The sequence below is a fragment of the Paenibacillus qinlingensis genome, assembly GCF_031455095.1.
GTDB lineage: Bacteria > Bacillota > Bacilli > Paenibacillales > NBRC-103111 > Paenibacillus_E > Paenibacillus_E qinlingensis_A.
Genome location: NZ_JAVDSB010000010.1, coordinates 42,076 through 60,589, shown reverse-complemented (window position 1 = coordinate 60,589; position 18,514 = coordinate 42,076). Strand labels below are relative to the sequence as shown.

Here is an 18,514-nt window from a genome sequence, read left to right as displayed (position 1 = left end):
ACTAAGAAGCAGTTGTAGCCTCTTTCACTACTCCCTTGCGATGTAGCTTTTGCCTGCCAAACGACACATAATAAATTCCTAGAATCAAGAGCTGCGAACCCGCAAGCACGACATAGATATTGCTAAAAATAACACCGGATCCATGACTGTAAAGGGGATTCCAGTTACTCATCGAAGCCGATCCCAGATCGACGGCCTTGCTATACAAACTGATGGCGATGCCTTGCCCAATGAAATTGGCCATCGAGAGCATGCCCATACCCACACCGATCTGATCTGCCGGCAGGGTTCGCGAAACAGAATTATTCACCGCAATGACGATGAAGGACTGACCTACATTGCCAAGAACAAGGAAAACGGCAATGAACAGGGGGGAGCTGCCCGCAAACGTTGCAAGTAGAAGGAAACAGGCGAGCAATAAGCCGGAAGCCATGTAGGCGACATAGGAGTTACCTTTGGCATCGGCAAGCTTGCCACCTTTGCGGCCAAATATGGCAGACGCAGCAGCAGCGGGAACCAAGGCAAAGCCAATCCATAAGGAAGGAAGCTGTTGAACATCCGTTAACAACAAGGGACTAAGCACATAGAGTGAGCAACAGCTGCTGCTGATAAGGAAAGAGAGTGTAAGTCCCCGTGTATATTTTCGATTTTGGAATAGTTTAGGTGCAATAAAGGGCTCACCCGCAGTGCGAATTCGCACCATGAATAAACTTAGGACGAGCAGCGCTCCGATCAAAAGCCACAAGCCGTTAGTTACGCTGAGCAGTAGTAAAGCAATGGTGATGCCAAACAATCCGCCGCCACCCCAGTCGAACTTGCTGGATCTTCCAGGCTGCTCATTGCCTAAATAAGTGCGGTAAAAGGGAAGTGCAGCCAGTACAACGAGCGGAACAGCGAATAACCAACGCCAGTGAAGTGTGCTTATAATGAGGGCTGCAATGACGGGCCCAAGCGCGTTCCCAAAAGCTAAGCCGACAGCCGTCATACCAAATGCGGCACCTCGTCGTTCAGGAGCGAAGTAGCGTAACGGGATAATCATGGAGATCGCAGGGATGACCGCGGCACCGGCAGCTTGTAGGCAGCGTCCGACGAGCGCTATGCCAAAGGTTTGCGACGTCAGTCCGATGACAGAGCCTAGTGCGAATAAGAGGAGTCCGAAAGTAACGATATCTTTTAACCTGTAACGATCAGCGAGCTTTCCATATGTGACGGCGCCAATGGCGTATATCATGATATAAGCAGAGGATAACCAGCTCACTTGGGCTATCGTCAGCGCAAATTCCTTACTGATCTTGGGCAGGGCAATGTTGAACATGACGCCGCTCATCATGGAGAAGGTCATGGTGAACATGAGAACGCGCATTAATTTGTCAGCGGTTTGCAGTGGTATTTTGGTTGCCATAAAAGGACACTTCCTTTCAAAAAAAGACTGTCAGTACTTACTGACATTGTGGTGAGAAAAAAACTAAGGCCGTAAAGCCCTAGCAAATAGTTGGATGCTCTCTTGTACGAAAGGTGTTAAGCCGATGCCAGGATAGCTTTTATGTTGATCGAGATCGTTCATGAACGCCCCGAAGTGCATCATGATAAATGAAAATGCCTGCAGCTCAGGATTCGATGTCACGATTTTCCCTTTGTGGGACATCTCAATGAAATAGTTGGTTAATATCTCAAGTAGCTGCTGCGGATGCTTCTGAGTGCGAGCACGAAAGCCGGGCAATTGCCCCTCATCCTCTTTGAGGGAGATTTGAATCATTTTCCGATTCCGATTCATGATCTCATGATAGGTCGTGCTCACGAGAAGAAGATCCTTCTCTAAATCCCAGACGAGCTTCTCGGCGAACAGTTTCTTCATCTCTTCCGCATAATGATAACGGTCGAAAGCCGCTTCAAGAAGCTTCTGTTTCGTGCCGAAATGGCGAAATAGGGTCTTCTCGCTGAGGCCAGCCGCGGTGGCAATTTCCAGCGTCGTTACTCCGTTATAGCCTTTTTCCGCGATCAAATGGAGTGCTGCTAATAGCAGTTTATCGCCGCTTCCCATCTTGCTGTTGTCCATAGCGTTATCCCTCTTCCGAACAAAATGTCAGTAGTCACTGACATTTATATTATACGGGTTAGCCGTTATAGTCAATAACGATTTCAAAGCAGGCTTGCTAACGTGTCGCCCGTGCAGTCTAGCAGGCACTTAAAAGGATATGAAGGATTGAGATAGGTTAAAAAAAGTGCATTGCATCGATAGAGAAGCCTGTAACAACGGGGTTCTCTTGTATTTGTCTTCTCCTATTTCCGAAGCAATAATTGGTCATTGTCACTGCAGAAGCGGTCAGGTACGATCGGATATGTGCAAGAAGAATGTGATCACGGGAGGATGAATTGATGAAGAAGGTCAAAAAGAAAGTGAGTATGCTGCTAGCTGTTAATTTGCTTTGGAGTCTAGTTGCCTCATCTGCTCCATTTTATGAAAGCGCAACCAAAAAGGCGGAAGCTGCTGCGGTGAATCTGATGACGAACGGAAGCTTCGAACAGGCGGCAACGACCACGGATGCTAATTGGAGCAGTGCGAGTGCTCCTGTGGGTTGGGGGCTATGGATACCTACGGGAAGCGGGAAGGCGCCCAATAAAACCGTCAATGTCACCCTGGATAACACGACAGCCCATGAGGGAAGTAAGTCCGTATTGGTAGATGCCTTTGCAACAAGCAGAGTTTCGATTAATCAGACGGTAACATCAGTGGCCGCGGGGAGATCCTATCGATTGAAAATGTGGTTGAAAACGGAGAATGTAACAGGTACAGGTGCATACTTCCGAACACAATTTTATAATGCAAGCAAAGTTGGAGATGGTCCCTCAACCCCGAAATTGGTAGGTACGAACGATTGGAAGATGCAACAGGTTTTTATGACGATTCCAACGAATGCAACCAAATTGGTTATCGAACCATTTCTGGAGACGGGTATGGGGAAAGTATGGTTCGATGAAGTGAGTCTGGAGGAATATAACGGCGTAACAGGAATTGCGTTGGATCCAAGCGCGCTCTCCATGACAAAAGATACAACGGCTACGCTCACAGCGGCGCTCACTCCGACGAACGCAGTGGACAGAACGGTCATTTGGACTACCAGCAATCCGGATGCAGTCCTAGTAGACAGCAATGGAAAAGTGACGGCTGTAGGGGTTGGGACGGCAACGATTACCGTTTCAACACCAGATGGAACGATTTCGGCGCAATGTACAATAAACGTTGATTCAGCGGAAATGGCAGCATCGTATAGTGCGCTTCGACAGAAATGGAACGATAAACTAACGGGCGGTGCCCTGTTCAATCCTGCGGATCCAGATATGGCTGCTAACCTCACTAAACTGGCAGATAGTGTATCGAATGCAGATCAAACCGGCTTGTGGGATCGCGTGAACAAAGCTAGTAATCGCACACATGTCTGGAGCGATATGACGAGCACAACAGATTCAAGCCAGATTAGCACAGCGTATGCTCGCTTAAAAACAATGGCATTAGCCTACTCCATGCCAGGGACGCCCTTGTATCACAACACAGCGTTGCGCGATGATATCGTGAGCGCGATGGATTGGATGTATACGAATCGATATAACGAAAACAAGAGTCCATATGGAAACTGGTTTGACTGGGAGATCGGTGTCCCGCAAGCCTTAAATGATCTCATCGTGCTCATGTACGGGCAATTGACACAGGCGCAAATCATCAAGTTTATCAAACCGATTGATAAATTTTGTCCAGATCCAAAGGCAGGTTCCGTTCTTGGTGTCAAAGGTGTCAAAATGACGGGAGCAAATCTGCTGGATAAAGCACTGGTGGCTACCGTTCGGGGTGTGATCGGAAATAATAGTGCAAGGCTTATACAAGGCCGCGATGCGATCGGTCCGGAATTTGCTTACACCGAGCATGGAGATGGCGTTTATCGAGATGGTTCCCTTGTTCAACATACCAATATTGCGTATACGGCTGGATATGGAGCTGTTTGGTTAAGCAGAGCCGCCGATATGACGTACTTGTTGAACGGTTCCCCTTGGCCGGTAACAGATCCCAACGTCAATAACGTCTACAATTGGGTGTCAGATACATTTGAGCCGGTAATTTATAAAGGTCTCTATATGGATATGGTCAATGGCAGAGGCATGTCGAGGCAAGCTTCAGGCAGTGCTAGAGGTACGATCACAACGTTGCTTCGCTTAGCTGAAGGGGCGCCGGCGGATGTAGCGTTATCCATTAAGCGTATGGCGAAGGCGTGGATTGCGTCGGATACGACATATTCCAATTATTTCGATGGATTATCTGTTTATGATTTGAGTATTGTGAAAAATCTCTTGAACGATGCTTCGATTCAGCCTAGAGGCGAATTGATCAAAAACCAAATTTTCGCAGGAATGGACCGTGTTGTTCATTTGCGCGAGGGATATGGTTTCGGAATCAGCATGTTCTCCAATCGGATCTCAGCATTTGAAAAGGGGAATACCGAGAACTTAAAAGGGTGGTATACAGGGATTGGTATGACGTACCTTTACGATCAAGATCTAGGCCAGTATCGCAATGATTTTTGGCCAACAGTAGATTCGTTTCGTTTACCAGGTACGACAACGAATGGTTCTGGCAAAGGCGTGACGCCAGGTGACTGGACTTCTTACATGAATGCGAAAGAATGGGTAGGAGGCACGACGATTGAGGGACTTTACGGTGCATCAGGCATGGACTTTTCCTTGGCGAAAGTGACTGGAAGCGACTTGCAAGGCAAAAAGTCGTGGTTTATGTTCGATGATGAAATCGTTGCATTGGGTGCAGGTATTTCAAGTAATAATGCGGGACCACAGCCTGTTGAAACGATCATTGATAACCGCAAGTTGCGTGATGCAGGTGATAATGTGCTAACCGTGAACGGAGCAGCCAAACCAACTCAGCTTGGTTGGTCGGAAACGATGGAGAACGTTAACTGGGCTCATTTGGCGGGAAATATGCCGGGAACGGATATTGGCTATTATTTCCCAGAAGCGGCCAACGTGTATGGACTGCGTGAAGCCAGAACAGGCAAATGGAGCGACATTAACAGCGGCCAAACGGCCACGCCAATGACTCGGAATTACATGAGCCTGGCCTTTGAACATGGGGCAACGCCTTCGAATGCTGCGTATGCGTATGTGATGCTGCCGCATAAAGACACTCAGGCTACCGCACAATACAGCCATGCGCCTGATGTAGAGATTCTGAGCAATACGGCGGATGTACATGCGGTTAAAGAGAAGAAGCTCGGCATTACCGCGGCGAATTTCTGGCAGCCAGGAACGGTGGATTTTATCTCCGTGCACAATCCTGCTTCCGTCATGGTGAAGGAATCCCAAACGGAGTTAACCGTTGCTGTATCCGATCCAACACAAAAGCAAAGCACGATTACGCTGGAGCTGAACAAGGCTGCACTATCCCTCGTGCGTAGTGACGAGACAGTTACGGTTGTACAAACGTTGCCGACCTTAAAGCTCCAGATCAATGTAGCAGAATCCGTAGGCAAAACGCATGTCGTAACGTTCAAGAAGGACACGACAGCTCCCGTTATCACACCAACCGTTTCGATGGCTGTCTATTGGACAGCGGGCGGCAGCTTGAATTTCGACATAAGGGATGCTGAGAGCGGAGTCGCAGAAACGTCACTAGAGCTGAATGGCCAAACAGTAAGCCTCCCCTATACGTTCAGTCCATTAAGTCTTTCAATTGGCGATCATCCCATAGTCGTTACGGCAAGGGATATAGCGGGGAACGAAACCAGATCCGTGTACACGCTAAAAGTAATGATGGATATAGGACACTTGGATGAATTAGTCAGGTATGCCTATGGGCAAGGTTGGATTACGAACCAAGGCATCTATAACAGCTTGCTAGTCATGATTGATGTTCTTCAGAAGCGTGCAAATCAGACACAAGTTCAACAAGCATTCAACGCGTTAGAAAATCATATTCGTGCACAATCAGGTAAAAAGATTGACACAGGATTCGCCGAAAAGTTGTTAAAGGCTATATCCTTTTTAAAGTCATAAGACTTTATAAGGGGCTGGTAGTGAGTGTAGTCCGATATTTCTGAACTAAATCGGCGATTTCGTGCGTAAAAGTGTGAGTAGTCCGATTTTACCGAACTAAATGACCATTTTTCGGATGTAGCGGTCATTTGAGGGGAATTAGTTCAGCTAATTCGGACTATTGGACAATCTAGGATGCCGACAGAGAAATTAGTTCGGTCATTTCGGACTCATGGGGATAGGTAGAGAAAGTAAGGCAGATAAAGGACGGTATAGCCGTTTATTTCGAATCATAAGTTAGCTAAGATTATTGGAAACAAATACAGCCCGACTTCGTCTATGTGATGAAGTCGGGTCATCCTTATTTCTCGAGATACTTGATTTTATAGGGCTAACCGATTAAAATGCTCAGTATTCAGTTAGCGAGGTGATTGTTCTGCGCAAAATAATAACGAATTTTTGGAAGCGTTTTTTTCGACGCAAAACGATCTTTCGCAATATGGTCACTCTTTCCTTGTTCGCTGCGATTATTCCTGTTCTCGTTGTTGGGATTGGGAGTTATTTATATTCAGCATCCGCTGTACAGAGTGAAGTGAACCAATCGAATGTTCGAATCTTAAACAACGTATCTTCTACCATCGATGCCACGCTAGATCGCTTGCAAAACAATGCGATTCAAATGTTGCTGGGTACTTTTTTTAGCTCTAACTTGGTGGAATTAAAGAGCACGAATTACGCAGGTTTCTACTCTGGCATTTCACGTGAGTTATCTGCGCTCATGAATGGGAATAAAGAAGCTAGCGACGTAGCTGTGTACATACCGGATGAAGGTTATTTGATCTCTCCGATCTATGGGGGGAGACGCATTGAGGGCAACGTGGAACGTGAGTCGCTCCTGAAAGAGCTTGCCTCCAATGATCAGCTTAGGTGGGTCAGCGGACCATACCCTTTAATACCAGGCTACAACGACAATGGCATTACGTTAATTGCCAAGTTGCCACTGCTGGGTAAACAGCCCATCGGACTCATGTTTATTCGAATTAATGAAGAGCTGTTCCAGAATATTATGAAACGGTTTATAAGCTATACAGGTGAACAAATGTTTATCTTGGACGAAAAGGGCGTGCTCGTTACCTCCATGGGTGGGACTGAGGTTCCACAAGGTCTACTCGATCGAGTAGCTCAAAAAGGTTCCGAACAGCGGTTCCAATTCGTCTTCCATGATACTGAATATATGGTGACCCCGATTACGTCATCTTTGAATCAATGGCAATATATCAACATGGTTCCCATCGATCAATTAAATGCCAAGTCGAATGGGATTAAGTTAATCACACTGGTCATCGTTCTCATATGCTTGGTGTTCGGTGCACTTATAACGCTGTGGGGCACACGTCGTGTATATCGCCCTATTCAGAATCTTGTCGCCTATGTGAAAGACGGACAAATGGATGAAATGGAAACCGATGAAGTAGGCTTTGTCCATAAACGATGGGCAGAACTCAGCAATACAGCGAATGACATGCAGCAGCAGCTCAGTGACCAATTGCCGCTAATTCGTGAAATCTTTGCTCTACAGCTTTTGCAGGGACGCTTTCTCTATTACTCCGAAGATCAGTTAGCGGCCATGCTGAGAAGGTATAACGTGCCTGCACAAAAGGAAAGCATCGTTATCGTGATTGCCTTTGATTTACAATCGGAAGGTAAGGTGCGTTTTCAAGAAAATGACCGTGAGTTAATTGTTTTTGCCGTAAAAAATATCGCGAGTGAACTTTTACAATCCCATGCCATGGAAGGAATAGGCATCAATCTGCTGAATGATCAGGTTGCTGTTTGGCTGTATCGCGATCCGCTGCTAGCTGAAGATGAAGAGTCGGACATCAAACAGTTTGCTGAGAGGCTGCGTTTGCTTGTATCTGACTACTTGCATCTCCAGGTTACGATTGGGCTCAGTGGGAAAAGCGAGCATATCGGGGAGTTGCCTGAACTTTACGAAGAGGCACTGCTGGCAGTCCGCTCACGAATGATCGTAGGCGGCAATCAGGTCATTTCGCATACGAAGAGTAAAAGTCATTCAGACATGCATTATCGATACCCATTGGAGATCGAGACGCATTTTGAGAACTCGTTGCAACTAGGCGATCGTGATGAAGCCGTCAGGATGATGGACGAGTTTGCGAAAGCGATGGGGGCTGCGATTCAGAAGCCTGAGCTCATTCAAATGTCATATTATCGACTGCTAACCGCTGCGATTCGAACAGCTTACATGCTAGGATTGGATACCGCACAATTATTTGGGGAATCAAATGAGGATCCCTATCTCCATATTCGCAATATCAGTACGACTTATGAATTGAATGCCTGGTTTAAAGAACAATTGGTTGAGCCCCTTGTTGCCTATGTGCATGGCAAGCAGCATCAGGAGCATGAGCAGTTAATTGCCAAAGTGGTTCGGTACATGGAGGAGAACTATCACTTCGATCTGTCATTGGATCAATGTGCACAGATTTGTGGACTAAGTCCGCAATATTTAAGCAAGTTGTTCAAAAAGAAAAAAGATGTCTCCTTTATTGAATATTTGACCAAGGTAAGGATTGAAAAGTCCATTGAGTTACTTCGTACAACGGATTTATCCGTATCCGATGTTGCTGAACGGGTAGGGTACCAGATGAAAAACTTCATTCGGGTATTTAAAAAGCATATGGGCGTGACGCCAGGTCAATTCCGAGGATCAGACGAGGAAAATTAAGGGAATTAAAATGCCCATATCTTGTTTTTAACATTTCATATGAAGGCGAAAAAAGAGGATAAAGTGAGGAGAAACCCCGTCGTTACGGGGTTTCTCCTTTTTTGTCTTTCCACAAACCGTGGATAAGAATTGGTCATTGTCCCTTTGACTGACGATCAGGTACGATCGTTTCAAGCAAAACAACGAGATGCAATCGTACGAATGAGAGGTGATGACATTGTCACATAGTCAAGTGGAACAGTTTCAGAAAGTGATGCCGAGTGGACTCGAAGAAAGAAAGATATCTAAGAAATCATGGGTACACGAGTGGCAAGTCGCGCTGAAGCGTGACAAATATCTCTATCTATTGGCAGCGCCAGGATTACTATTTTTCCTCATTTTCAAGTATGTGCCGTTATGGGGATTATTGCTTGCTTTTCAAAATTACTCTCCATATTTAGGTTTCTGGGATAGCGAGTGGGTGGGATTGAAATACTTTCATGAGTTTTTCACGAATCCCGATTTTATGATGTTGTTTCGAAATACGATGGCGATCTCACTTCTGAATATCGTATTTTTCTTCCCGATTCCCATTGTGGTGTCCTTATTGCTGAATGAGGTGAAGAGTTTACCTTTTAAGAAAATCGTACAAACGGTGATCTATTTGCCTCACTTCTTATCTTGGGTTATCATCGTCGGTATTTGCTTCTTGATTCTCGGTCAAAGCAGTGGAGTCATTAACCAATTAATCGTCGAATTCGGCGGACACAAGATTGAATTCCTAACGGAGCCTAATTATTTCTGGGCCCTGCTTACGGCTCAAAGTATTTGGAAAGAAGCGGGCTGGGGAACGATTATCTTCCTTGCTGCACTGGCTGGGATTAATTCTGAGTTGTATGAAGCCGCGCAAATTGATGGTGCGACAAGATGGCAGCAGATGCGCAATGTCACCATTCCTGGTATCAAAAGCACAATCATTGTGTTGCTAATCCTACGGTTAGGCCAAGTGATGGATGTAGGTTTTGAACAAATTTTCCTGATGGCGAGCGGACCTGTATCACATGTAGCTGACGTATTTGATACGTATGCTTATCGTGTCGGTATTCAACAAGGCCGGTTCAGCTATGCAACGGTTGCTGGATTATTCAAATCAGTTGTAGGACTCATACTGGTTGTTTCAGCCAATCGTGTAGCCAAGAAGTTCGGCGAGGAGGGACTTTACTAACATGGATAATCAGCTAGGTTCTAAGATATTTAATGTCCTTAACTACACGATACTCACAATAATTGGACTTGTTACCTTACTGCCTTTCATTTACGTTGTGATCATTTCATTTACCGATCCAACGGAGTACTTGACGAAGTCCTTGGTTCTGATTCCTGACAAATGGAGCTTATCTGCGTATGAATACATTTTCTCTACAAATGCATTCGTTCATGCGATGGGGATAAGCGGCATACTAGCGGTGTTTGGGACCTTACTAAGCCTAATTGTGACAAGTGCTTTAGCCTATGTGCTCTCTCGCAAACGGTTAAAAGGAAAGAAGTTTTTCCTTGTTGCCATCCTAATGACCATGCTATTCAATCCAGGCATGATTCCGAACTATTTGCTCGTGGATAGCCTTGGTTTAATGGATTCGATCTGGGCACTTATTTTGCCAGCGCTGACCAGTGCTTGGTATGTCTTCTTGATGAAAAACTTCTACCAGGAAATTCCTGATGAACTAGAGGAAGCAGCTAAAATGGATGGTTGCTCAGATATCGGTGTGTTCTTCCGCATTATGCTGCCGATTTCCGTCTCGGCGCTCGCCGCTTTCGGATTATTCTACGCTGTAGCGTATTGGAACACGTACTTTAGCGGCGTCCTTTACATCAATAGTGATAGCTTGCGTCCGTTGCAGGTACTCCTTCAAATGCTGCTCATTTCCGCATCGCAAATGGCAGATCCTTCGGTGGCCGCAATGCTGGAAAGTGAACGAACTGTGCCTCCACAAGTGATTAAGATGGCTGCAGTCGTGATCTCCTCCTTACCCATTGTCATGGTGTATCCATTCTTACAGAAGTATTTTGTTAAGGGTATGATGGTTGGTTCCGTGAAGGGGTGAGAGCAACGTACCTGAGAGGGGGGATGCTGGGAAGTACTGGACATGCAGGTCAATAATTCTGATTGTATAATAAGCATATAAACGGGAGGTCTTTACATGAAACCAATGGTCAAAAAATTGGCAGTACTCTTAACAGCAACGGGGCTAGTCGCTTCTTTAGCAGCTTGTGGTAAAGCGAATGAAGCTGCACCTGCAAGTTCGGCAGCGAGTACAACAGGGGCATCAGCAAAACCATCTGCAAAACCAACCGATATTTCCATTACAACGCTCGCTTTCGCTGCAGCACCTACAGGTGAGTTAGAAGCTGTGAAACAGCTTAATGAAAAACTCAATGTTAATCTGAAGCTTAATTGGATTCCAGCAGCCCAAATTACAGAGAAACTAAATGCGCTGCTTGCTTCACGAGATTTACCCGATGTGCTATTCCTTGAAGATTTTAACTATACGCCTGCTTTCCTCAATGCCGTTGATCAAGGTGCTTTCTGGGATCTAAGTCCTTACATTAAAAATTACCCTAACCTAGCTAAGTATCCAGATAACGTATATAAAAATGCCTCTTTAAAAGGGAAATTGTACTCCCTTCCACGGGTAAGACCGCTCGATGGCCACGAGTCCATGCTGATCCGCAAAGATTGGTTAGATAAGCTCGGCTTACAACAGCCGAAAACAATGGATGAGTTGTCCAAAGTTCTCGAAGCTTTTGCATCGAAAGATCCAGATGGCAACGGGAAAGCAGATACCTATGGTGCTGCTCTTCCAGGAGCAAATGGACCTTCGAGCACGATCCTATCTATGTTTGGTACAGGCACAAAGTGGAAAGAGGAGAACGGCAGCCTGATCCCGTATTGGTATACACCACAAACCAAAGATGCGCTAGCTTTCTGGAATAAATCCTATAAAGCAGGCGGGATTCTTCCCGACTTCCCAGTGCTTAAGGCAGCGCAGATTAAAGATATGCTTGTTCAGAGTAAAGCAGGCGTAGCGTTCTCGAACGTGAATGATGCTTATAAATATAATGTGGAGTTGCAGAAAGTGAATCCGCAAGCCAACCTCATTGCTGTTGAAATACCAAAAGCACCAGACGGCAAATTATATTATGAGCAAGCTAGTGGGTATTATGGACAATTCCTGATCAATAAGAAATCCGTTGATGAGGCGAAATTAAAGAAAATCTTAGAAGTTTACGATTACACGGCTACGGTTGAGGGCTATAATTTGGCTACTTACGGCATCAAAGATGTTGACTTCACAGTCAAAGCTGACGGAAGCGTAGAACAAACCGAAGAAGGTAAGAAAAAAGGATATTCCGGCGATACGACAGGCCAATGGGTAACGGGGTACTTTGATAAGTATACAAGAGCCAAAACAGCAGGCATGCCAAACGAAATTTACCAAGCCAATGCAAAAGTCATTGATACCATCACCTCCATTCCAGATCCAACTTACGGATTAATGAAGTCCGCACCATTTAAGGAAAAAGGAGCAGACTGGGATAAAAAGGTGAACGATATGATGGTTAATGTGATTGTTGGCAAAAATTCGCTTGAGGATTGGGATAAACTGGTGAAACAATTTAAAGATGATGCAAGCTTCCAACAGCATATGAAAGAAACGAACGACTTCTACAAAGAGAAATCCAAATAAGTCTGATGAGATGAAGGACCCGATCGTGCCTGTTGATGGCGTGGTCGGGTTTCTTTTAAACTAGAAGGTATGTGGTTCAATGCGCAAACATAGACTTTTCTATTCCTTCTACATCGAAATAAGGGGAGAACAAAATGGTAAAGAAACCAAGTCTCACGTTCGTAGTCTTGACGGATACCCATATTAAAGACACTTTAGAGGGGACTGCAGCCCAGAATTGGGATCGGGCTCTCAAGGATATTGTGGCAACTTCCCCAGATTGTCACGGGATCATGCATGTTGGTGATATCACAGACAATGGGGAGCGAGCAGAATTCGAAATCATGGAACAGATTTGGAAAGCTAACTTGGAGGGGCTGCCGCCAATCTATTTTACTTTTGGCAATCATGATGTGCGTTGGAAAGATCTTGATGAGCAGATGTTGTTATTTGCAGAACATACGGGGATTCACAAGGCCTACTATGATGTGTGGTTGGAAGGCTATCATTTTATATTCCTAGGCACCGAGATTGGCTTGAAAGACTGTGCTTATCTATCAGAGACCCAGCTCAATTGGTTGGATCACAAGTTATCCGAAGATGAAGTGACGGAGAAACCAGCGTTTATTTTTGTACATGAGCCTCTGCTGAACACTGTCGCTGGGTCCCAAAGTGAGTTTGGTTGGAATGGGATCAGGCAGGACGCGGAATTAAAGATGATTTTAGCCAAACACCCAAATTCGATTGTCTTTACCGGCCACACGCACTGGGAGCTAGGCGCCAAGGAGACCATGTACAACAGGAAGTATGCGACCCTGTTTAATGCGGCTTCTGTCGCTTATTTATGGACGGATGACGACGTGTTGAAAGAGGGTTCACAAGGTTTTTTTGTGGAAGTGTACGAGGATAGGGTTCTTGTAAAAGGAAGAGATTTTGCCTCGAGATCATGGGTTGCAGATGCCGAATACACGGTGAATCTGCCAACGATCATTCCAGTTGTCGATCTGACGGTAGACCCGGATGGTGCGCTCCGTAATCCTTCCGTGTCTATGAACAAATCTGTCTTTCAGCCCCATGAAGACATTGAGGTTATGTATATAGGCTCGCTAAGAGAAGATGCCTTCGGCATTTATCTAAGAGGAGCTCAACCGAGTGAGACAGAACGCATAAGTCCTATTGTCTCCATGCAGACCAAAACGTTCGGCCAGCCAGATGGAAGGTTGGTTTTTAAAGATCTAGATCTTCCAGTTGGCAGTTACGATATGATCTATTTGGGTGAAACGTTACATACGGAACTCACTCGAATGCCTTTCGATATAGGAAGTAGCTCTTGAGAATTATAACGGATGAGGAGCATGAATAAGATGGCAGTTTCTATGGAAGAAGCAGTGAAGGTAGTTCCATCTCCTCGTCAGTTGGCGTGGCAGCAAATGGAGTTTTATGCATTTATACATTTCGGAATGAATACGTTTACGGGAAGACAATGGGGATTAGGTGATGAGGATCCACAGCTGTTCAATCCAACAGAATTCGATGCCGCACAGTGGGTAGAGGTCTGCCAATCAGCAGGTATGACAGGGATTATCCTCACTAGTAAGCATCATGATGGATTTTGCCTCTGGCCAAGTGCGTATACGGATCATTCGGTGAGAAATAGTTCCTGGCAGGATGGACAAGGCGATGTTGTGCGGGATCTGGCTGAAGCTTGCCGTGCACAGGGTATGAAATTTGGTGTCTATGTATCGCCATGGGACCGACATGAGCCTAGTTACGGGGATTCACCCGTGTATAATGCCTATTTTCAAAATCAATTGAGAGAGCTTCTTACGCAGTATGGTGAGATTTTTTGCGTGTGGTTTGATGGGGCTTGCGGCGAAGGCAGCAATGGGAAGAGGCAGGTATATGACTGGGAAGCAGTCTACTCAATCATTCGTGAGCTGCAGCCCAATGCCGTCATCAACATTTGTGGCCCCGATGTTCGGTGGTGCGGCAATGAAGCCGGACATACCCGCGAATCGGAATGGAGCGTTGTACCTGCGTATTTGCAGGATACGGAGAAGATCCACGCAGATTCCCAACAGGCGGATGACCCAGCATTTGCTCAACGGATCAATACGGAGGTGGATGATTTGGGTAGTCGTACTATTCTGGCGCAGGTCGATAGCGTCATCTGGTACCCTTCTGAAGTCGACGTATCCATCCGACCACAATGGTTCTACGATCCGACGGAAGATGATAAGGTCAAAACCGTAGAGGAACTGGTTAATTTATATGAAAGCACGGTAGGGGGCAACAGTGCGCTGCTGCTCAATCTGCCGCCTGATAAGCGTGGACTTATTCATGAGACGGATGTTAGGCATCTGCGTGAGTTGGGATACTGGCTTCGTGGAACATATGGAACAGATCAGGCTGCGGGGGCGTATGTGAAGGCCTCTCAGACCATGGACAGTGATGTGGATGCGCATTATGTCACGGATGGACGTTCTGACACGTATTGGTGCCCACCAGAGGGGACGGAGCGTGCCGAATTAGAGTTGGACCTTGGCAAGGTCATGACATGGGATCGTATTGTGTTGAAGGAATATATTCAATCAGGACAACGGATCGAACGTTTTCAGCTGGCTTATAAAGAAGGAGAAGAATGGAAGCCGTTATATGAAGGCACGGTGGTCGGGTATAAGAAAATATGCCGAGTGCCGAGGATTACTGCGAGGTATATCCGTCTTGCGATCACAGAATCGCGTGTGAATCCCACATTAAATCACTTCGGTGTGTATGACACGGGAGGGTGAATCGAATTATCAGAAAAGAGGCTGTCCCATAAGTAATCTTTGGAACACGTCGGGAACAAAAAGATCACTTTCCATAAAAACTGAGGAGCTAAGCGGTTTGTCTCGCTAAGCTCCTATTTTTCGTGGAAGACGCGCAGCAGAACCTTTTAACACTGGGGTATTCTTCCTAGCTGCCACTATGTATTTAGATGTATAAACTACAGCTAATTTATCCAAATCTGAACTGTTTGCGGGATTAAATGGAAAAACTACAGCTAATATGCATGAAGTTTGAAGATATGAGCAAATTGAAGGGAATTAACTACAGGAAATACAGTTAACCTTTCGAAACCTAGAAATCCTATTCAAATAGATGGAGAATATCCAGTTAGATTGCGGGAAGCAAAAGGAAGCAGGTTCATGAAGGTCATGAACGAAAAAAGAGGGCTGTTTTCAAAAAGTCTAGATCGACTTTGAGACAGCCTCTTTTGGTTAGGAATTGTCGTGGAACAATCCATGAGGTAAGGTACCTTCCCAGGAAGCAGGCACATTCAGTCCGAGCGCATGCGCGACGACGGTTGCGGTGTCGGCAATGGTGACATTGTCGAGCTTCGTACCAGGTGTGATGCCAGGCCCCATGCAGCTCCAGAAAATGGTTTTATCCCATGGATGGTCACTGCCATGATTGAAGGCATGCTCGCCACCACCACCGTGATCAGTGACGGCGATGATGAGGCTATCTTTTAATAGATCAGCTTGTTCAAGTGCCCCTAGAATAACTCCAGTCTGACGGTCCGACTCTTCAATAACACGATGCTGTTCTGGCATATTGTACCCATACTTATGACCAGCAGCGTCGGGGAGATCGAGTTGCACATAGAGCAGCTTGAAATCCGGGTTCTCCTGTATGTAAGCGGCTATAGCTAGGACGAGTTCATCATCTGGCATAGAGATTTTGTGCACGTCCATCGAAGGTTCGATAATCCCGTCGTTAATGGGCTTCCAGGCGCTGTAGGCGGCTAGCTTCGCAAGTGGGAACGCTTCTCTAGCTACGCGGAAAATAGATGGATAAGGTGAGTCGTCAGGGAAGGTTTCTACTTCTGCTTTGGTATTCGTAAGTCCATGTTTCACAGGATTAACTCCGTGCAGTAAGGTTCCCCAACACTCGGCACTGATCGTTGGCGATGCGGTTTGCGCTTCGAGCGTAGAGGCTCCAGCCTGAAATAGACGGTCCAAATTCGGGGTATGCGCATCACGGACAAAGTTGCCGGCGCCATCCCAACCAATAATAATGACACGATTACAAATGCTCATGGTTATTCCTCCCTTTTTTACCCCCAAAAACTGATAACTAGAATCCCTATTAAAATAAGAATAGAGCAAAGAATACGTAAGGTACCTTGTTTCTCTTTGAGAATAAAGATGCCAAGAAGGGTGGCGAAAACAGTTCCAATTTCTCGCAGTGGGGAAATATGGGCAACAGGCGCGTACTTCATGGCGAAAAGAAATAATAAATATGACACTGGATTGAGAATGGCGCCAAGAGCAATCGTTTTGAAGTTGATCTGCCACTCTCTGCGCAGTTGTTTGGAAGCAATAACAAGCGGTGTAAGACCTGCGACGAAACCAATATTCGTCACTTCCAGTAAGGCAATAGGCGAGATATGTGCGAGATTCAGCTTATCGACAAGTACGTAGCAAGTCGTGCACAACCCTACACTAAGTGCCATGAGAAAGGGAGTAAGCGATTGGACAGACTTCTGTCCAGAAGATCGTGAACTTGTGAAGATACCGCTGAGCAATAGGAAGCCAATGACCATGCACAGCAGTCCCATCCATCCAAGTGGCGATAAGGATTCACGTAGAAATAGGACACCGAAAATTGGGATAAATAACGTGTTGGTTCCTCTCATAATCGGATAGATCTGCGAAAGATCCCCCATATTGTAGGTACGTGATAATAAGAGCGCATAAACCGCTTGTAAGGCGGCAGATAGTAAAAGTAGTCCGTATGCAGATAGAGTTAACGGTGTGAACCATAATTCTTTGATTAAGTAAGGAAGCAGGATAACGGTGGTGACCATGATAATGGACCATAGAAAAACGCCTTTGTTCAGGCTGCTTTTGGTAAACAAGCTCCAGATGGCATGGGCAAGTCCTGAAGCAATTACGAGTAAAATTGATGCAGTTAACAAGTGATCAGCTCCAAACGTAAATGGGGTTACAGCGTTGGTGAGTGTTCGGGTTGATCACGAATGACGGTGCCGTCAGCGAGTCGCAGCCAAGTTTCAAATGCTCGCTCGCCTTCACGGAGGCGAATCATTCTTGCGCCGCGATGGAAGCCTTCTTTCCCATAGGTATTGTAGCCTGTCGCTCTGCCATAACAGAGGCGAATCCCGTGCAGCTCTCCCCAGTAATCATTGACATGATCATGGCCACAGAAAGTTCCAACGACGTTACCCATTTCAACCATGGCTGCAAAAAGGCCAGAATTTACAGGAGCACAACAAACATTCTCGTGCTTGTTTCCGTAGCAGGTTACACGCTCCCATACTTGCTGATATTCGGGAAGCGGGATATGGAAAAAAGCAAGAGCGGGCAGCTCGCGCTGCGCGTTACGGGATTGCTCCGTGTACCAATGGATCTGATCGCTGCGAATCCAGTCATAGCCTCGAATACGTGGTACGGTCGAATGACTGCCTGAATCAAAAAAGTATAAGTTCGCTGCAGACTGTCCGTCACGGCCCTGGATGGAGAGACAGTAGTTGCCAACGCCACTAATATCTACAGGGCCAGATTGTGTCACCGTGTGAGGATAAGAAAGGACGCTGTTCATAAGTTCCTGTCTTGTGATGAGGGTTTCGGTGTCGTGATTACCAAATACCAGTGCCCATGGGATTTGGCGAGCTTCTACAGCTTGCACAGCGTCGCGAAAAGCTTGAAGTGGATCTTCACAGGGGGGTTCACCCGTGGAAACAGGTCCAGTGTAGATGATGTCTCCGGTAAAGACAACTAGATTAGGCTGCTCGGCATCGAGTACTTCCTCCATCAGACGAAGGGTCAGTTGATCTTCCTTTCGGCCATCGATCCAGTGTAAATCTGTAAACTGCGTGATCGTAAATGTGTGATCCTCACGAAAAGTCAGCGGTTGCTGCTTGAACATGAATATAGCCTCCGATCTGATTAATGTTTGTGGAATCATGTTGATTTCATTAGTTATGTTGTTGTTTGTTGCCAATTGTAAACGGGTT

Annotated in this window: 12 protein-coding genes; 7 read left to right on the top strand and 5 right to left on the bottom strand. The window is 46.0% G+C overall.

All coding sequences use genetic code 11. The annotated features are described in order from the left end of the window. Position 1: 1 nt before the first annotated feature. Both J2736_RS22515 and J2736_RS22510 read right to left on the bottom strand, forming a co-directional pair. Positions 2–1,402 carry an MFS transporter gene (locus tag J2736_RS22515; protein WP_310500843.1) on the bottom strand — a complete coding sequence of 467 codons (1,401 nt, stop codon included), beginning with the start codon at positions 1,400–1,402 and terminating at the stop codon, positions 2–4. A 63-nt stretch (positions 1,403–1,465) separates the two neighbouring features. Further along, a complete protein-coding gene (locus J2736_RS22510) occupies positions 1,466–2,056 on the bottom strand; it encodes a TetR/AcrR family transcriptional regulator (RefSeq protein WP_310500842.1) in 591 nt (196 codons plus the stop codon). A gap of 320 nt (positions 2,057–2,376) precedes the next feature. Between J2736_RS22510 and J2736_RS22505 the strand changes: the two genes are divergently transcribed. From J2736_RS22505 to J2736_RS22475, 7 genes are all read left to right on the top strand, one after another. Further along, positions 2,377–6,057 (top strand): polysaccharide lyase family 8 super-sandwich domain-containing protein, encoded by a 3,681-nt coding sequence (locus J2736_RS22505; RefSeq protein ID WP_310500841.1) that lies wholly within the window; start codon positions 2,377–2,379, stop codon positions 6,055–6,057. Between the two features lie 478 nt (positions 6,058–6,535). Further along, on the top strand, positions 6,536–8,785 hold the full coding sequence (locus J2736_RS22500; protein ID WP_310500840.1) for an AraC family transcriptional regulator: 2,250 nt from the start codon (positions 6,536–6,538) through the stop codon (positions 8,783–8,785). A 211-nt stretch (positions 8,786–8,996) separates the two neighbouring features. Beyond that, on the top strand, positions 8,997–9,989 hold the full coding sequence (locus J2736_RS22495; RefSeq protein ID WP_310500839.1) for an ABC transporter permease: 993 nt from the start codon (positions 8,997–8,999) through the stop codon (positions 9,987–9,989). Between the two features lies 1 nt (position 9,990). Then, on the top strand, positions 9,991–10,869 hold the full coding sequence (locus J2736_RS22490; protein WP_310500838.1) for a carbohydrate ABC transporter permease: 879 nt from the start codon (positions 9,991–9,993) through the stop codon (positions 10,867–10,869). Positions 10,870–10,965: 96 nt separating this feature from the next. Beyond that, positions 10,966–12,513 (top strand): type 2 periplasmic-binding domain-containing protein, encoded by a 1,548-nt coding sequence (locus J2736_RS22485; RefSeq protein ID WP_310500837.1) that lies wholly within the window; start codon positions 10,966–10,968, stop codon positions 12,511–12,513. A gap of 134 nt (positions 12,514–12,647) precedes the next feature. Then, complete coding sequence (locus J2736_RS22480) at positions 12,648–13,826, top strand: metallophosphoesterase family protein (RefSeq protein WP_310500836.1); 1,179 nt, start codon at positions 12,648–12,650, stop codon at positions 13,824–13,826. A gap of 30 nt (positions 13,827–13,856) precedes the next feature. Beyond that, positions 13,857–15,284: an alpha-L-fucosidase gene (locus J2736_RS22475; RefSeq protein ID WP_310500835.1), complete on the top strand. Its 1,428-nt coding sequence runs from the start codon at positions 13,857–13,859 to the stop codon at positions 15,282–15,284. Between the two features lie 471 nt (positions 15,285–15,755). On the opposite strand, the gene J2736_RS22470 is transcribed toward J2736_RS22475, so the two are convergent. The 3 genes from J2736_RS22470 to J2736_RS22460 are packed head-to-tail and all read right to left on the bottom strand — an operon-like array spanning position 15,756 to position 18,426. Next, positions 15,756–16,577 (bottom strand): alkaline phosphatase family protein, encoded by an 822-nt coding sequence (locus J2736_RS22470; protein ID WP_310500834.1) that lies wholly within the window; start codon positions 16,575–16,577, stop codon positions 15,756–15,758. Positions 16,578–16,594: 17 nt separating this feature from the next. Continuing rightward, the gene (locus J2736_RS22465) at positions 16,595–17,458 is read right to left on the bottom strand and encodes a GRP family sugar transporter (RefSeq protein WP_310500833.1); all 864 of its coding nucleotides are present in this window, start codon (positions 17,456–17,458) and stop codon (positions 16,595–16,597) included. A 26-nt stretch (positions 17,459–17,484) separates the two neighbouring features. Further along, on the bottom strand, positions 17,485–18,426 hold the full coding sequence (locus tag J2736_RS22460; protein ID WP_310500832.1) for a metallophosphoesterase family protein: 942 nt from the start codon (positions 18,424–18,426) through the stop codon (positions 17,485–17,487). Positions 18,427–18,514: the final 88 nt, after the last annotated feature.